The following is a 15657-nucleotide window of genomic DNA, read 5'->3' as shown; positions in this document are numbered from 1 at the left end:
AGGTGAGAACCGACCGGCGTCGTCACCGGGGCGTTCGCGTCACCCGCCGGTGCGGGGGAGCGTCGGTCAGACCGTGCCGCTCGCGGTGATCGCGATCTTCGCGCTGGTCGAGCCGCTCCGGCTGCCAAGGCCCTCGATCTGGTCGACGAGCTTCTGACCCTCGACGACCTCACCGAAGACGACGTGCTTGCCGTCGAGCCAGTCGGTGACGATCGTGGTGATGAAGAACTGCGAGCCGTTGGTGTTCCGGCCGGCGTTCGCCATGCTCAGCAGGTACGGGCGGTCGTGCTTCAGAGTGAAGTTCTCGTCGGCGAACTTCTCGCCGTAGATGCTCTTGCCGCCGGTGCCGTCGCCCTTGGTGAAGTCGCCGCCCTGCAGCATGAACTGCGGGATGACCCGGTGGAACGAGGAACCGGCGTAACCGAAGCCGTGCTGACCGGTGGCCAGCTCACGGAAGTTCTTGGCGGTCTTGGGAACCACGTCGTCGAAGAGCTTGAAAACGATCCGGCCGGCCGGCTCGTCGTTGATGCTGATGTCGAAGTACACGTTGTCACTCATGGCGATCAACCTACCTTCGTGGAGTCCCGCGACGTGCAGAAGGGTCTCCCTGAGCATCTGGTGTCGCTCCGCGCCCCACCTGCAAACACCGTACCCCGCGCCCCGAACACGGGGAAAATGCTTCCGTGACCGAAGACTGGGTGTGGGACGAAACACTGTTCGCGGGCGCAGGCCCCTACTACGACCGGGGCAGACTGCCGTACGCGCCCACCCTCGTGACAGTGCTGGCCGATGTGCTCGGGCTCGACGGAAACGGGCGGCTCCTCGACGTGGGATGCGGCCCCGGCACCCTGTCCGTGCCTCTCGCGCCCCTGTTCGGCGAAGTCGTGGGCGTGGACCCCGACCCGGGCATGCTCGACGAAGCCGCCCGCCGGGTCGCCGCCATGGGCGGGGCCGTGGGCGGGGCAGCCAAGTACCGCTGGCTGCGGATACGGGCCGAGGATCTCCCGGCTGACCTCGGCACCTTCACCGTGGCGGTCTTCGCCCAGTCCTTCCACTGGATGGACCGCGACCTGGTGGCGGCCACCGTGCGCGGCATGCTCCGGCCCGGCGGGGCGCTGGTGCACGTCTCGGACCTGAAGGGCGAGCAGCCCGGCATCGAGGGCCTGCCCCACCCCGGTGTGCCGTACGGCGCCGTGGGCGAACTGGTCAGGCAGTACCTGGGGCCGGTCCGCCGTGCCGGGCGCGGGGTGCTGCCCGACGGGACACCCGGCGGTGAAGCGGCCGTCATCGCCCGCGCCGGATACCTGGGGCCCGAGCGCCATGTCGTCCCCGGCGGGCAGGTACTGGAGCGCAGCGAGGACGACGTCGTCGCCTGGACCTTCTCGATGTCGTACTCCGCACCCGGCCTGTTCGGCGCGCGCCGTGACGCCTTCGAGGCCGACCTGCGCCGCCTGCTGCGCTCGTCCTCCCCGACGGGCCGCTTCAGCGAACGGGGGCCCAGCACCGAGGTGTTCGTGTGGCGAAACCCGTCCGTCCCCGCAGCGGCCGGGAGCCCGGCCTGCCAGTGATCCGTCACGACGGAAGGGCGAGCGGGCGTCACTCGCCGGCGGCCGCGCCCGGCCTGGAATCCCGGCCAATCGGGCGGGGCCTCCGGACCGGCTCGGCATGGCTCCGTGCCGAATCGCACCGTGACCCGATGCTGAGGGCTTCCGGACCCTGCAGGAGAGATCATGGACGATCGCCCCAGACTTCAAGAAGCCCGGCAGACGAGATCCGTTGGTGCGGCCCGTGACACCTCCGGTGGGGCGGGGGTCATCGGCATCGCGCTCGCCGCCGTTCTCACGGCCGCGTTCGCGCAGGGTTCCTGGCAATGGTTCGCCAGCTACATCGGGGTGACGCTTCTCGCGGTGGTCTTCTCCTTCTACCGGCTGCCGACATGGGTGCCCGGCCTCGGATCCACGTACATGAGGAATCTGGCCGCGTTCTCACTGGTGGTCGGTCTGTGCGTGGCGATCACCATCGCGCCCGCCCTTCAGCGCTCGGCGTGGCTGTTTCCGATGCCGGGCACCCGACGCGTGTGTCCCGAACTGGGCAAGTACGCGGGCATCCAGGCGGAGGCCGCGTTGGCCGGACTGGTCGGCCGCGACAGAACCGCCCTGGCCCAGGTGCAGGAGGCGAAGGTCCATGAGGCTGTTGCCGACTGCCTCTCGGCCACGACCACTCTGTGGCTGCCGGTGTACGGGTTGGCGGCAGCCGTACTGGTGGGTGTCGGCGCGTGGTGCCTCGACCGGGCTCGGGTGAGGAGGGAGACTGCCGCGCCCGGCCGGAATGCTCCTCATCAGGGCTGAGCGGACACGCGAACGGGACAGAAGGGCAAGGAGTTCCACCGGCCTGTCGGTGGCCGGGCGTGCCCTCACAGCATCGCTGCTGCGCGATGGCCGATCACCCGGCAGCCCTGAACCGGCGCAGATGCTCGACGGCCAGCCGGGCGGCCGTGCCGATCACGGAATCGGCCGGAGGTGTCCCCGTACCGGGGCCGCTGGGCCTGGTGAACACCGCCACCGCGAAGCGGGAACCGTCCGGGAACTGCACGACTCCCGCGTCGTTGCTCACACATCCCGGAACCGTGCCCGACTTGGCGGCCACCCGCACCTCGGCACCGAACCCCGCGGCGATCTTCCGGGTCAGCCGCTGCTGACCGATGACGGTCCGTACCGCGGCGCAGGCGTCGGCGGGCCCGGCCTCGTCCCGCCAGATCATCCTGAGCAAGGCGGCCATCTGCCCGGCCGTCGCGCTCGTGATGCGCCCGGGCCGCAGGGACGGAGTGGACAGCGCGCGCTCCCATATGCGGTCGGTGTCCCGGGGCGAGCCCGCCTCGCGCATCGCACGGTTCATCTCCGCCCACCCGGCGAAGCCCGCATCGCGGCCGATCGCGTCGAACTCCTCCTGGATCGTGCCCGCCAACAGGATCCGGTCCAGGCCCAACCCGGCCAGCCGTGCGTGAACCCGCGATACCGACACCCGACGGATCACCACATCGGTCGCGGTGTTGTCGCTGATCGTCACCATCATCCGGGCGACATCACGCAGCGAGACCTCGGCCTCGTCCTCGAAGATGCAGAAGCCCTGACCGCCCGGCGTGGCCCGCGACGGCGACAGTCGGACCCGCTCGGCCAGGTCCAACTCGCCCTCGGAGCCCTGGCAGAACAACTCCAATGCCACCGCGATCTTGAACGTGGACGCGGCGACCATCAACTCGTCGTCGCCCAGCACCACCCGCCCGGGACCGTCGACGTCCAGGACGGCCACACTGCCCTGACACCCGGCCTCGGCGAACACCTGCGCAAGTCGGTCCTCGATCATCCGCCCATGATCACTCGCGCACCCCCGGCCCGGGACACGCTTCGCCACCGGTGAACGCCGACCGGCCGGGACTGCCCATGCTTCCCGAACCACCTTGGGATCAGGCGGTCTTGCGGGCCACCCCTCCGTAGAAGCCGATCTCGGCCGACCTCGGGGGAGGCGGGCTGTCCGGGCGCCAGAACGGGACCTGGGCCAGGCCGGGATCGACCAGTTCGAAGCCGTCGAAGAACCCCTCGACCTCGGCGCGGGAGCGCAGGTTCAGCGTGGCGGTGGCCTTGTTGTACACGGCCTGGGCGGCGCTGCGGTCGGCGAAGTCGCCGGTGGCGTGCGAGAGCACCAGACAGCTGCCGGCCGGAAGCGCGTCACGCAGCGCGGCGACGGCCTGCGCGGGCTTCTCCGCGTCGGTGAGGAAGTGGAGGACGGCGACCAGGAGGAGCGCGACCGGCCGGTCGAAGTCGATGGCCCGGCGGACCTCGGGGTGGTTCACGATGGCCAGGGGGTCGCGCACGTCGGCGAGTACGACACTGGTCGCCCCGGAGCTGCTGAGCAGCGCGTTGGCGTGCGCGGCCACGATCGGATCGTTGTCGACGTAGGCCACGCGGACGTCGGACGCCAGCTCGTGGGCGATCTCGTGCACGTTCGGCGAAGTGGGCAGCCCGGTGCCGATGTCGAGGATCTGGCGTACCCCGCTGCTGACGACGTACCGGACGGCGCGCCGCAGGAACGCGCGGTTGGCCTGCAGACCTATGCGCACCTCGGGTGCGGCGGCGGCCAGTTCGTCGCCCGCCCGCCGGTCCACCTCGTAGTTGTCCTTGCCGCCCAGCAGGTAGTCGTAGATCCGCGCGGGGTGCGGCCTGCTGGTGTCGATCTCCCTGACGCCGAAGCCGTCGTCCTGTCCCACACCGCGCTCCTCTCGACGACCGCCACGGCCCCACGCACGAACGGTTCGCGACAGCTTCGCACATCAACTCCCAGGCCCGGTCACGTGGTTGTGCGTTGTTCGCTGCGCGATACGCGTTGCGCGCAGGAGCGGGACGGCGACGTCGTCCGTGTACTGCCTGATCTGGATCACTGTCAGGGCGGGCGGGCCCCGACCAAGATCAGATCGCCTGGTATCGTCCGGCGATCGAAGGCGAGGCCCGACCGTCCTCGCCGTCCGCATACCAGGGGGGTCATGTGTCCACGTCGTCCTTTTCGGTTCCGTCCCGTCGTCATCTGCTGACCGGGAGCGCCGGGCTGGCGCTCGCCGCGTCCGCCGGTTCCCTGATCTCGCCCACCCGCGCCGCCGCGGCCGAGCCGGCGAGCGCCGCGCTCTACCAGCTCAAGCCGCCGCACCTGCTGGAGGCCGAGACGCTGGTCGAGTACCTGCGGCTGCGCACGAACCAGTGGGACCACAACCGGTACAACGTCGAACAGACCAATGGTGAGAACCTCGGCAGAACCCAGGTGACCTGGGGTCGTCCGGGCCACCCCGACGAGTTCGAGAACCTCTCCCAGTGCGCCTCGTTCATGACGAGCCTGCTGCAGCGCTCCTACGGCGCCGACACCGCGTACGGCTGGGCCACCACGGCGTACTTCAACCAGTACTTCCCGCCGAAGGACGGCCTGCCCCGCACCGCCTCGTTCCCCAACGCCGAGGATCTGCAGGCGGGCTTCCTGAACGCCTCCGACGTGCCGCACATCGACCCGGTGACCAAGCCGGTGAACCTGCGTCCCGGTGACATCGTGGCCTGGGACTACGACCCCAACGCCAAGAGCGTCCCCTACACCGGGCACACCGTGATGATCCGCGCCTACCTCGGCACCTACGCCTCCTCCGTCGACAGCAAGCTGGGCATCACCGGGGTCGTCCCGCACCTCTTCCAGATCGTCGACTGCACCAACAGCCCCCACGGCGGGCCCGACCTCACCAGCCAGTCCAGTGTCGACCGCTACCGTTCGTACCCGGACAGCCGCGCCGAGCTCGCCGACGACAACTCCACCTACTCCGAGCACAGTGGTGTGGGCTACGGGCACATGGTCTTCTACGCGGACCCCGACACGTCCCTCTTCGCCGGATACCGCTGGAGCGTCAACTCCTCCACGCCCCAGGCCGCCGTCGCGCAGCCCGTCACGGGCAAGAAGCAGATCGCGGCGGGCCGCGTCAACGCCTTCCTGGTCTAGCCGGCACGGAACCGGGCCGCCGGCCGGAGCGGATGACAGGATGCCGGGATGGATCAGATCCTCCGCGCCGCCGGCGATCTGCTGGGCACCCGGCTCTCCGATCCCGTCGACCTGGGCGGCAGCCGGCGCAGTACCGTGGTGCGCTGCCGCACCGCGACCGGCGACAGCGTGATCGTCAAGTCGTTCACCGACGAGCCGGACGCCTTGCGCTCATTCACCTCCGAGGCCGCCGGGCTCGGCCTTCAAGTGGCCGGCCCGGCACTGCTCGGCGTGGACACCGACGTACCGCTGCTGGTGATGGAGGATCTGGGGGCTGCGCCCACGCTGGCGGACGTGCTGCTCGGAGACGACCCGAAGGCCGCCGCGGAAGGCCTGTCGACCTGGGCCGCGGGGCTCGGCCGACTCGCTGCGACGTCCGTGCACAGGCGAGCCGACTTCACCCGGCTGGCGGCCCGGTACGACAAGGGGCTGCCGTCCTGGGGGGACGAGCCGTGGATCGGGCGGAACGCCGCCGACCTGCTCCCGCTGCTGGCCGAGGCCGCAGTCACCGCGCCACCGGAACTGCCGGCCGAACTGGCCCGGATCGGGACGGCGGGCGGCGACGAGTACCCGGCGTTCACTCCGGGGGACACCTGCCCCGACAACAACCTGCTCACCGCGGACGGTCTGCGACTGATCGACTTCGAGGCGGCCTGCTTCCAGTCGGTGTTCCTGACCGCCGCCTACTGCCGGATGCCCTTCTCCAGCTGCTGGTGCGTCTTCAGGCTTCCCGCGGGCCTGGCCGAGGAGATCGAGCAGGCCTTCCGCACGGAGGTCGTGACCGCTTATCCGGACCTCGCCGACGACGCGGTGTGGGAGGCCGGAATGCGCCGGGCGATCGCGGTCTGGACGGTCGACGTGACAGTGGCGCTGCTCCCGCGCACCGCTGCCGCGGACGACCGGCCGATGCACCGGACCCGGCGTCCCGTACCGACGATGCGTCAGGTACTGCGCCACCGTTGGGAGACGGCGAGCGGGATCGAGGAGTTCCCGGCGTTCACGGAGACCATGGAACTGCTGCTGCGGAAGGTCGCCGGAGGGTGGCAGGCCGCGCCCCTGCCGGGGTATCCGGCATTCGCGGGCTGAGTCCCTGCCGGGGTGTCCCGCATCCGGGGGCTGAACCCCCGGCCGGGCGTGGCGGCACCGGACGGCGCGGCACGGCGTTGCGGGGCGCACCGCGCCCGGCAGCCGATGCCTATGGTGGGATGTGATCAGCAGCGACGCAGAGCCTTGCCGGCGGGGTGGCGGACGCCCTGGGTACAAGTCCGCGGCGGGCGTCTTCGCCATCGGAATGATGGGCACCACCCTGCCCACACCGCTGTACGGGTTGTACCGGGAGCAGATCGGGTTCTCCGAACTGATCGTCACGGTGGTGTTCGCCGTCTACGCGGTGGGCGTCATCACCGCCCTGCTGGTCGCCGGCGGCTTCTCCGACGTGCTGGGGCGGCGGCCGGTGCTGCTGGCCGCACTCGGCCTGGCCGCCCTCAGCGCGGTGTGCTTCCTCTTCGAGGCCGGACTGCCGCTGCTGTACACCGGCCGGGTGCTGTCGGGCTTCTCGGCCGGTCTGCTCAGTGGCACGGGCACCGCGGCCGTACTCGAACTGGCCCCGCCGGGCAGACGCGGCCGTGCCGGACTGGCCGCGACCGCGGCCAACATGGGCGGTCTGGGACTCGGCCCGCTCGTCTCCGGATTCCTCGCCGAGTACGCCCCGTGGCCGCTCAAGCTACCGTTCGCCACCCACCTGGTGCTCCTGGCGGTCGCCACGGCGGTCGTCTGCCTGCTGCCCGAGACCGTACGCCGCACGGTTCCTCGGCCGTCGCTGCGACCTCAGGGCATGAGGGTTCCGCCGGAGGTGCGCGGGGTGTTCACCCCCTGTGCGCTCGCCGCCTTCGCGGGCTTCGCCATGCTCGGCCTGTTCACGGCCGTCGCCCCGGCCTTCCTCACGCAGACGCTGGGGGAGCGCAACCTGGCGGTCGCCGGGGGCGTCGTCTTCTGCGTGTTCTGCGCCTCGACCGGTGGCCAGTTGCTCATGGGACGGGTCGGTCCGCGCCGCGCCCTGCCCCTGGGCTGTACGGTGCTCGTCGTCGGACTCCTCCTCATCGCGTCCTCGCTGTTGCTGGAGTCCTTCCCGTTGCTGCTGGCAGGTGCGGTGACCGGTGGTGTGGGGCAGGGGATGGCGTTCCGCGCCGGGCTGACCGAGGTGAGCACCGCGGCGCCCCCGGCGCACCAAGGCGCCACCATCTCGGCGTTCTTCGTCGTCGCGTACGTGGGGATCTCGTTGCCGGTCGTGGGGGTGGGCGCCATGACGCTGGCGCTGGGGCTGCGCGGGGCCGGTCTGGTGTTCACGGCGTGCGCGGTCGTGCTCGTCACGGCGGTGGGCATCCGCGTGCGACGGACTCTGCCCCCGGCCACCGCCCGGTCCTGAACCGAAGTTCAGGCCGGCCGGCGAACGAACGGCGGTCCTCCGGCGTCGAAGGAGAAACAGCCCGCGCAGGTGAGAGGCCCCAACATGAGATCCGTCCGGCTGGTTCCCCGGTCCGCGCTGCCACGCCTCGCACTGATGGCGTGCCTTGTCTGGGCAACCGCCGCGTGCCAGGGGGAGGCCGAGGTCAACAGAGCGGCGCGGGCGGAGAGTACCGCCTGGAAGGAGCCGTCGGCGTACACGTACACCCTGAAGTCGAGCGGGGGAGAGCGGCTCCTGATCGGCACCTTCCGAGTGACCGTGCGGAAGGGGAAAGCGGTGCGGGCGGTGGGGTTGGACGAGCCGGGCCGCAGGGTGGTGAAGCGGTCGCCCGGAGCGGTGCCCACCATCGGCGGGCTGCTGAAGGAACTGGAACAGGCCCGTCGCGACGGCGCGGACACCGCGGAGGCGGAATACTCGACCATGGGCTACCCACTGCGCATCACCCTGGACTGGTCGGCGAACGCCGTCGACGACGAGGCCGAGTACGCGGTCAGCGACTACGTGGCCGGGCGCCACTGACGTTTGCGGCCCGGGGGACTTCACGCCGGGGCCGGCACCGGACGGCCTTCCGGCAGACCCGTCATCGCTGAGCGGCCTGCGTCGGTGTCACCCCAGGCCGAAGGCCTCAGCAGCCGGTGCGGTCACCCTGGCAGCCTCTCGCACACCGGCAGCGAGCACCGCGCAGGTGAACACGATCGCAAGGGCCTTCCAGTCCCAGGAGGCGAACACGATCACCGGTACGACGAACAGCGAATGGACGGCAGAGACAGCGAACGCCCCCCGCGCCCAGCCTCCAGCGCTCACCGAACGACTCATGGTCGCCCAGTGACGCCACCAGAGTCCGGCAGCCACCGCCGCGACACCGGCCATCACAGCAGCGCCCAGCCGGGCCAGATCAGCGTCGGTCACGCTGTCAGGGTCCGGTGCGGTCGAGCCGGTCGTGTGCACGCTCAGTGCAACCGCGGTCCATCCGAGGGCCGCCGCACTCAGCAGAGAAGCCAGAAGTGCAGTGCGCCGCCGGGACCAACTGGTTGCAGAATGTATGGAGTTCGATGTCATGGCTCATTCTAGCCAGCGCTCGGAACGGGCCCGCGAGTACACCCGGCCGTGTCCGGCCCTGCCCGGAGGGGGTGCACGTCCTGACCTCCGGGTTCGAGTGGGGGATCACCCCGATGCGCGGGCAGGAGCCGAGCCCCCACGATGGGCGGTATGACGAAGGCACAGCCGAACAGGCGTCGACCCCATCAGCACCGAGGCCTGCGGGCGGTGGCCGTCTGCGCGGTCATGGCCGTCGGCTCACTGACGGCGCTCCTTCCCGCTCAGGCCGCGACGCAGCGCGGACCGGCCGCACCTCCTGCCCGGATGCGGTTACCGGCCCCTACAGGCCGCTTCCAGGTCGGTGAAGTGACGCTGCACCTGGCCGACACCTCCCGCCACGACCCCTGGCAGGAGGGCAGGAGCAACCGCGAGCTGATGGTCGGCGTGTACTACCCCGCGACGCGCGCAGCCGGCCGTCCGGCCGCGCCCTACATGCTGCCCAGGGCGGCAGCCCACTTCGACTCGGTGACCGCCGACGACTACCTGGGGCTGGGTCTGCCGGCCGGGCGGGCCGACTGGGCGGCCACGGTCACGCACGCGTCGCAGGGTGCTCCGGTGGCCGACGCCGGCAGGAAGCGGCCCGTACTGATCTACTCCCCGGGCCTCGGTGAACCCCGGACCTGGGGCACCACTCTGGTCACGGACCTGGCCAGCAGGGGCTACGTGGTGGTGACCATCGACAACACCTACGAATCACCGGAAGTGGAGTTCCCCGACGGTTCCTTGGCGACCATGGTCACCCCGGGCGACCCCGACGCCTTCATCAGGAAGGCCCTCCGCGTCCGGAACACCGACACCGGCTTCGTACTGGACCGACTGGGCCTGCTGAACGCCGGCCTGAACCCCGACGTGGACGACCACCCGCTGCCCTGCGGCCTCGCCGGCGCGCTCGACCTCACCAAGGTCGGCATGTTCGGCCACTCGCTGGGCGGAACCGCGACGGCCACGGCCATGGACACCGACCCGCGCATCACCGCCGGTATCGACATGGACGGCAACCTGACCAACTTCGACGGCACGCCGATGCCGGTGGCCGAGCACGGGCTCACCCGGCCGTTGCTGCTCATGGGCAAGGACGGCCCCACGGACACGGGCCCCGGCTGGACCGCGTTCCGGGCTCACACACCGGGCTGGAACCGTCAGCTCAGACTGCGCGGCGCCGAACACGCTTCCTTCACGGACGCGGAGGCCCTGCTCCCGCAGCTGGGTCTGCCACCGGCCACACAGACGCAGGACATCGGCACGATCGACCCGGCCACCGCCGTCCGCACCGACGAGGCCTACGTCTCCGCGTTCTTCGACCGCTGGCTGCGCGGCCGCCAAGACCACTTGCTGGACGCTCCCTCGCCCCGGTACCCGGCGATGGAGTTCGTCGACTGATCCGGGGCCGGGGCCGTCGGCTCACTTGAAGTAGACGAGGATGCGCCCGGTGTTGCCGGAGTCGACCTCCCGGCGGACGTACAGCTTCCTGATGTGCTTCTGGTCGAGGAAGGCGAGGACGCGCGCCCTGAGCTGTCCCGACCCCTTGCCCGGAATGATCTCCGCGACCGGCTCACCCGAGTGGTTGGCCTTGAAGACGAACTGCCGCAGCGCCAGTTCGATGTCACGGTTGTTGCGGAACAGGGGATGGAGATCGAGCGACATCATGGGGAGCCTCCTCGCTGGACTCCTGATCCGGAGACAGGACCGAAGCTACCTCATACGAGTGACCTTGCCGGGTATGTGATCTTCGACGTCTCTCCCCGTGTTTGGCTGCCGGCCATGACGACGACGGACGAACTGCCCTACCCCAGCGGCTGGTTCTACTTGGCGCACGCACGCGAACTGGCCCCCGGCAGTGTCCTGACCCGCCGTTTCCTGGACCAGGACATCGTCCTCCACCGCACCCGCGGCGGCCGGCTCCGCGCGGAACACCACACCCTCAGCGAGCGCAACGGCCTCGTCCTCGCCTGGTACGGCCCGGAGGGCGCCGCGCCGACCTGGGAAGTCCCCGACACCGCAGAGGCCGGAGTCGTTCCGACGGCCGCCTGGAGCACGGAGGTGCGCACCCACCCCCAGGAGATCATCGAGAACACGGTGGACCACCGGCATCTGCCCGTCCCGCACCGAAGGGGCGGGCAGGAAGTCGGACCGCCGACGACCCAGGGCCCCCTCCTGCACACGAGACTGCGCCCCGGACCGGACCGGCCCACCGCCCTCAGGCAGAGGCTCCGGGCCGACCACACGCTCCTGATGGCCGGGCTGGGCTACCTCCGTGTCGAGCTGCCCCAGCCCTCGCTCGGTCTCGTCGGCTACCTGTGGGCCATGCACACACCCACCGGGCCCCGCCGTACCCACATGCTGGTCGCGACGGCCTGCGCGGACCTCCGCGCACCGGACGCCACCGGAGCGTCGCTCCCACGGCACGGCCTGCACCGATCCTTCGCCCGGGCGATGCTGAGGACCGCGGTCGGCAAGGTCCGCCAGGACCTGAGGACCTGGAACACCAAACGGTACGAGCCGCGCCCCCGCCTCACGGCGAACGACGAGGGCATCGGCCTGTTCCGCCACTGGGCCCGCCAGTTCTATCCGTCGTCCTGAGGGGCCTCTTCGCGCGGCCTTCCTCAGGGCAGCGTCCGGCACAGCAGCGCGGCGGGTCCCGGACGGCTGCCGAAGCGGGTCGTGAAGGCGATCCCGGCCGCGTACTCGTTCGCCGCGCACTGGCCCTTGTAGTCGCCGTAGGCGAAGTCGCCGCCCGCCCCGTCGGCGGGGCGGTTGTCGGACCGGTCGAACCACACGGTGCGTCCGGTTCCCGACAGCGCGGTGCGACCCGGTACGCACAGGGCCGCCGACACACGCTCCCCGCGCAGGCTGTAACCGGCCAGGAAACCGCCCTGCGGGCACTGGAGTTTGGTGTACCCGGACGCCCAGTCGCCGCCCGCGGGGACGTACCGCTCGTCGACGACGACGGTCTGACCCGCGGCGGAGGTCCGCAGGTCCGCCGCGCCGGTGTCGGTGCACAGGCCGCGACCGGTGGTGTGGCTCAGACCGATCAGCCGCAGCCCGTCCGGGCAGGCCGCCCTATGGGCCCCCGCATCCCAGTCTCCCGTGGCCCGTACGCGCAGGGACTCCACCGCGTCGGCGTGGTCGGTGCTCAGCATCCGCCACACCGGGACGGCCGCGACGGGACCGGTCGTGCTCGGCGCGGACATGAGGTGCTGCCATGCCGTACCGCGCCAGTCGCCCGGGTCGAGGATGCCGTCGCGGTGCCCGGCGGTGTCGTAGCGCAGCAACGCCCAGTCGTCGTGGCCGGCGAAGCCCACCAGCGGCCAGTACGCGAAGTCGGCGTCGTGGTCGGCGAAGTAGTCGGTGACGTTGCCGAACCAGCTTCGGGCCGCCGCGTTCGTCTCGTTGCTCCCGATGCCGAACTCACTCACCCACACGGGCGCGGTGTAGTGCCGGCCGGTCTCCTCGACGAAGAACGCCTCGTCGTCGAGAGCGGCGGCGAGCTGGTCACGGGTCAGATCCTGATAGCGGGCGTCGTGCGTCTCGCCGATGCCGGTGGCGCCACTGTGACGGGGGCCGGTGTAACCGTAGAAGTGGGCGGAGTACACCAGCTTGTGGGAGTCGACGAGGGTGTGCGACAGGGTGCGGGCCGGGGTGAGCATCGGCCGGCCGTGCGGTAGCCCGTCGACGGGCACACCGGTCCAGTTGATGCCTTCGACGACGATGAGGAGACGGGGGTTGGCCTCGGTCAGGATCCGGTCGGCGGCGAGCTGGGCGGCCGCGTACCAGTCGTGGTTGTCGCCCAGACCCCAGTTGGGGTCGTCCAGGACGTCGCGTCGCACCTCGTTGTACAGGTCGGCGCCGACCACACGGGGCACCGCGGCGTAACGGCGGGCCATGAAGACCCAGTCGTCGGCCCACTGCTGCGTGGACTGTCCGCTGTTCCACCGCTCGTTGCCGTCCACCCCACAGCACCAACGGGACGTGTTGGTGTGGTTGTTGAGGATGACGGCGAACCCGCTGTCGCTGAGCGCGCCGACCACGGCGTCGTAGACCTGCAGGGGCGTTCTGCCCCGCAGCTGGGGATTGGCGCTCACGGCGTTGTCGGGCACGGGGGTCGTGCTGTGGATCATCTCGTTGGAGAACGGCAGCCGGATGGTGTTGATGCCCAGCTGGTGGAAGTCGGCGAGCAGCCCGTCCAGCGGGACGCGGTCGAGGCCGAGCGGAATGCCGTAGGAGTCCTGGCCGGCGTGATGGTTGGCGGGGTCGGAGATGCTGCCGCTGCCCGTCCACGAGCCCTGTGCGCCGTCCCAGTTGGCCGCCTTGAGCCGGAAGCGGTTGCCCTGCGCGTCGACTATGTAGCGGCCCTGGGTCGACAAGGGCGCGGTCCAGGTGTCCGAGGCCGGCACAGCGGCGGGCGAACGCGGTGGCGGCGTGGTTGCGGACGCCGTTGCCGTCTGTGCAGCCACGAGCAGAAGGCCCGCGGCTGTTGCGGCAAGACGCAGGACAACTGGTGCTATCGACATGTGGACAGCCCTCGGTAGTTGGGGGGTGCCGCCTGGCGCGGGCGGTGTGACTCCGAGGATGCAGAGTGCCCGATGGGACCGAGAAGGTCCACACCTGATGCGGTGTCACGAAGCCCCTGACGCACCCGTTCCCGTGCCGGGCGGCGTGGTGTCCGCCAGAAAGTCGAACGCCAGCCCGCTGGAGCCCTCGCCCCGGCCCAGACCCCGGCGGGCGCCGAGCCAGACGCAGACACGGCCGTCGCGCCAGCGGGCGCGGTTGTAGGCCAGGGACAGCCGGGTGCCGCTCTGCGGGACCTCCTCCTCGTTGACGTAGTACTGCTGCCCCTGGTCCAGGCCCTGCCGCAGCAGTGAGGTTCGCGGCGGAACGGGCAGCCCGGTGACGGTGCTGGGCATCGCGGCCCGCTGCAACCGGATCGCCCGGTCCTGACCCGGCACATGCACCGGGATGAACGGGATCCAGTGCTCCGGTACGGAGTTCATGGCCCGGTACGCCACGGCCGCCGACGGTTCCGGCACGGTGGGCGGTGTCCGTAGCCGAAGCCGGTGGGCCAGCTCCTCGGCGGAGATCTCGGTGCCGCGCCGCGCCGTACCGGTGGCGGTGGGCACGGTCGCCTCGACACCCCACACCAGGTTCGCGCTCTCGTCCCGGGCCAGGACGACCTCCTCCAGCGGCGGGCCGTCGGCCACCACCACGGCGCCCGGCGGCAGCAGCAGACCGGTGTCGGCGGGGACGTCGTCGTCGCCGACGGTGCCGAGGGTGAACATCGACCAGCGCTGCCAGTCGGCATCGCTGCCCGCGCCCGCCGGGGTGATCCACAGCTTCTCGCCGAAGACGTCGGTCACGGCGAGCCCCCGGACCGAGGCGTACGTCCCGGCCGGCAGGGCGCAGGGCAGCTGGTACCAGTCGTTGCTGTAGACGAGCGCGAACTCCAGGAAGACCAGCCGGGCCAGGTCGGTGCTGTCCGGGGTCACGGCGGCGAAGTTCGTACGGCCGTCCTCGACGGCCCACCAGCGGGGCAGCGGCATCCCCGAGAACCGGACGGGCGCCGGGAAGACCGTACGGTGGAACTCCACCGCGTCCGGGGCCGTACCGCCGAGCGGGTGCTCCGGATCGAGGGAGAAATCCTGCCAGCCGAGGGTGCCGCCCGGGTACTCCTGCGCGGTCAGCACCTTCTCGGCGCCCGCACCGCCGATCTCGGGTGTGCCGGCGGCGACCGAGAAGCGGTGTTCCAGGCGGGTGGGGTCCCAGGTTGCGTTGGTCGTGCCGAGGGCCGGGTTCACGACCGGCTGGTCGATGAGCCGGTCGAACCAGGCGACCAGCCGTGCACCGAGGCTGCGCAGTTCCTGCCGGTGCAGCCCCAGCAGCCCGCCGATGCCCGCGGAGGCGTCCCCGCCGCCCTTGAGGTGCAGATAGAACGCGTACCCGTCCATGCGGCGCCCGGCCACCGCCTGCATCTCGGACCACACCTCGGGGTGGGCGACACGCGGGGTGTCGGCGGGGACGTCCGGGGCGGGCAGGGCGAACGGGTAGCGGTCGATGTACTTCTGCCGGATGCCGAGGGAGAGGACGTTCAGCCGCGGCCGTGCGCCGACGAGTTTGAGCCAGCGGCGGCCGATCGCGAGCCGCAGGTCGAGCGCGAGCGGATCGGCGCCGGCCGCGAAGGGCAGCGGGCGCCGCTCGGCGATCGTCTCCAGCGGGCGGTCGTCCTTCAGGTCCTCGACGCTCGTGTGCGCGGCCGCCGGCCTGAACCGGCCGGGCCGGGTGGCCGCCACCGAGTAGGTGGCCGTGACCGGTGAGCCGCCGTCCGTGCCGTGGAACTCGCCGAGCTGCCACTGCCGGGTCAGCATCCACAGCGCGTCCCGCACCTCGACACGCAGGGCACGGTCGAAGTCGGTGGTCCGGGGCCGGCCCTCCAGCCGGTTCCACAGGCCGACCGTCGGCGCGGCGCGCTCGTCCAGGGCCTTGCGCAGGTCGTCGATACGCGGCTCAGGCACGGTCCGGCCCTCCGGCCGCCGGGC

General features: G+C 71.1%; 15 protein-coding genes. 8 read left to right on the top strand and 7 right to left on the bottom strand.

Features of this window, described 5'->3' with window-relative positions:
* Positions 1-66: 66 nt before the first annotated feature.
* Positions 67-558 (bottom strand): peptidylprolyl isomerase, encoded by a 492-nt coding sequence (locus tag AC07DS_RS15940; protein ID WP_479145698.1) that lies wholly within the window; start codon positions 556-558, stop codon positions 67-69.
* Positions 559-683: 125 nt separating this feature from the next.
* Between AC07DS_RS15940 and AC07DS_RS15935 the strand changes: the two genes are divergently transcribed.
* On the top strand, positions 684-1568 hold the full coding sequence (locus AC07DS_RS15935; RefSeq protein WP_479145696.1) for a class I SAM-dependent methyltransferase: 885 nt from the start codon (positions 684-686) through the stop codon (positions 1566-1568).
* 162 nt (positions 1569-1730) lie between these two features.
* Positions 1731-2348 carry a hypothetical protein gene (locus AC07DS_RS15930; protein ID WP_479145694.1) on the top strand — a complete coding sequence of 206 codons (618 nt, stop codon included), beginning with the start codon at positions 1731-1733 and terminating at the stop codon, positions 2346-2348.
* Positions 2349-2442: 94 nt separating this feature from the next.
* Here AC07DS_RS15930 and AC07DS_RS15925 read toward each other — a convergent pair whose 3' ends face one another.
* Complete coding sequence (locus tag AC07DS_RS15925; RefSeq protein ID WP_479145692.1) at positions 2443-3363, bottom strand: serine hydrolase; 921 nt, start codon at positions 3361-3363, stop codon at positions 2443-2445.
* 100 nt (positions 3364-3463) lie between these two features.
* On the bottom strand, positions 3464-4264 hold the full coding sequence (locus AC07DS_RS15920) for an SAM-dependent methyltransferase (RefSeq protein WP_479145690.1): 801 nt from the start codon (positions 4262-4264) through the stop codon (positions 3464-3466).
* A 275-nt stretch (positions 4265-4539) separates the two neighbouring features.
* Between AC07DS_RS15920 and AC07DS_RS15915 the strand changes: the two genes are divergently transcribed.
* From AC07DS_RS15915 to AC07DS_RS15900, 4 genes are all read left to right on the top strand, one after another.
* A complete protein-coding gene (locus AC07DS_RS15915; RefSeq protein ID WP_479145688.1) occupies positions 4540-5526 on the top strand; it encodes a hypothetical protein in 987 nt (328 codons plus the stop codon).
* A gap of 48 nt (positions 5527-5574) precedes the next feature.
* Positions 5575-6651 carry a hypothetical protein gene (locus AC07DS_RS15910; RefSeq protein WP_479145687.1) on the top strand — a complete coding sequence of 359 codons (1077 nt, stop codon included), beginning with the start codon at positions 5575-5577 and terminating at the stop codon, positions 6649-6651.
* A 121-nt stretch (positions 6652-6772) separates the two neighbouring features.
* Entirely contained in the window at positions 6773-7990 is a 1218-nt protein-coding gene (locus AC07DS_RS15905; RefSeq protein ID WP_479145685.1) for an MFS transporter, read from the top strand.
* Positions 7991-8074: 84 nt separating this feature from the next.
* The gene (locus AC07DS_RS15900; RefSeq protein ID WP_479145683.1) at positions 8075-8548 is read left to right on the top strand and encodes a DUF6174 domain-containing protein; all 474 of its coding nucleotides are present in this window, start codon (positions 8075-8077) and stop codon (positions 8546-8548) included.
* A gap of 87 nt (positions 8549-8635) precedes the next feature.
* On the opposite strand, the gene AC07DS_RS15895 is transcribed toward AC07DS_RS15900, so the two are convergent.
* On the bottom strand, positions 8636-8938 hold the full coding sequence (locus AC07DS_RS15895; RefSeq protein WP_479145681.1) for a hypothetical protein: 303 nt from the start codon (positions 8936-8938) through the stop codon (positions 8636-8638).
* 300 nt (positions 8939-9238) lie between these two features.
* Here AC07DS_RS15895 and AC07DS_RS15890 point away from each other — a divergent pair, with 300 nt between their 5' ends.
* Positions 9239-10507, top strand: a complete 1269-nt coding sequence (locus AC07DS_RS15890; protein WP_479145679.1) for an alpha/beta hydrolase family protein — start codon at positions 9239-9241, stop codon at positions 10505-10507.
* A 21-nt stretch (positions 10508-10528) separates the two neighbouring features.
* Here AC07DS_RS15890 and AC07DS_RS15885 read toward each other — a convergent pair whose 3' ends face one another.
* Entirely contained in the window at positions 10529-10774 is a 246-nt protein-coding gene (locus AC07DS_RS15885; protein WP_479145677.1) for a Smr/MutS family protein, read from the bottom strand.
* A gap of 114 nt (positions 10775-10888) precedes the next feature.
* Here AC07DS_RS15885 and AC07DS_RS15880 point away from each other — a divergent pair, with 114 nt between their 5' ends.
* Positions 10889-11707 carry a hypothetical protein gene (locus tag AC07DS_RS15880; RefSeq protein ID WP_479145675.1) on the top strand — a complete coding sequence of 273 codons (819 nt, stop codon included), beginning with the start codon at positions 10889-10891 and terminating at the stop codon, positions 11705-11707.
* A 23-nt stretch (positions 11708-11730) separates the two neighbouring features.
* Here AC07DS_RS15880 and AC07DS_RS15875 read toward each other — a convergent pair whose 3' ends face one another.
* The gene (locus AC07DS_RS15875; RefSeq protein ID WP_479145674.1) at positions 11731-13638 is read right to left on the bottom strand and encodes a glycoside hydrolase family 5 protein; all 1908 of its coding nucleotides are present in this window, start codon (positions 13636-13638) and stop codon (positions 11731-11733) included.
* A 105-nt stretch (positions 13639-13743) separates the two neighbouring features.
* Positions 13744-15633 carry a hypothetical protein gene (locus AC07DS_RS15870; protein ID WP_479145673.1) on the bottom strand — a complete coding sequence of 630 codons (1890 nt, stop codon included), beginning with the start codon at positions 15631-15633 and terminating at the stop codon, positions 13744-13746.
* Positions 15634-15657: the final 24 nt, after the last annotated feature.

The sequence above is a fragment of the Streptomyces sp. NPDC044064 genome, assembly GCF_056434245.1.
Note: the sequence above shows the minus strand (reverse complement) of the source record. Positions and strands in the feature narration are given on the sequence as shown.

Coding starts and splice junctions, on each gene's coding strand:
- AC07DS_RS15910 (WP_479145687.1), top strand. CDS start 5,575: ATGGATCAGATCCTCCGCGCCGCCGGCGATCTGCTGGGCACCCGGCTC.
- AC07DS_RS15890 (WP_479145679.1), top strand. CDS start 9,239: ATGACGAAGGCACAGCCGAACAGGCGTCGACCCCATCAGCACCGAGGC.
- AC07DS_RS15885 (WP_479145677.1), bottom strand. CDS start 10,774: ATGATGTCGCTCGATCTCCATCCCCTGTTCCGCAACAACCGTGACATC.
- AC07DS_RS15940 (WP_479145698.1), bottom strand. CDS start 558: ATGAGTGACAACGTGTACTTCGACATCAGCATCAACGACGAGCCGGCC.
- AC07DS_RS15880 (WP_479145675.1), top strand. CDS start 10,889: ATGACGACGACGGACGAACTGCCCTACCCCAGCGGCTGGTTCTACTTG.
- AC07DS_RS15900 (WP_479145683.1), top strand. CDS start 8,075: ATGAGATCCGTCCGGCTGGTTCCCCGGTCCGCGCTGCCACGCCTCGCA.
- AC07DS_RS15875 (WP_479145674.1), bottom strand. CDS start 13,638: ATGTCGATAGCACCAGTTGTCCTGCGTCTTGCCGCAACAGCCGCGGGC.
- AC07DS_RS15925 (WP_479145692.1), bottom strand. CDS start 3,363: ATGATCGAGGACCGACTTGCGCAGGTGTTCGCCGAGGCCGGGTGTCAG.
- AC07DS_RS15930 (WP_479145694.1), top strand. CDS start 1,731: ATGGACGATCGCCCCAGACTTCAAGAAGCCCGGCAGACGAGATCCGTT.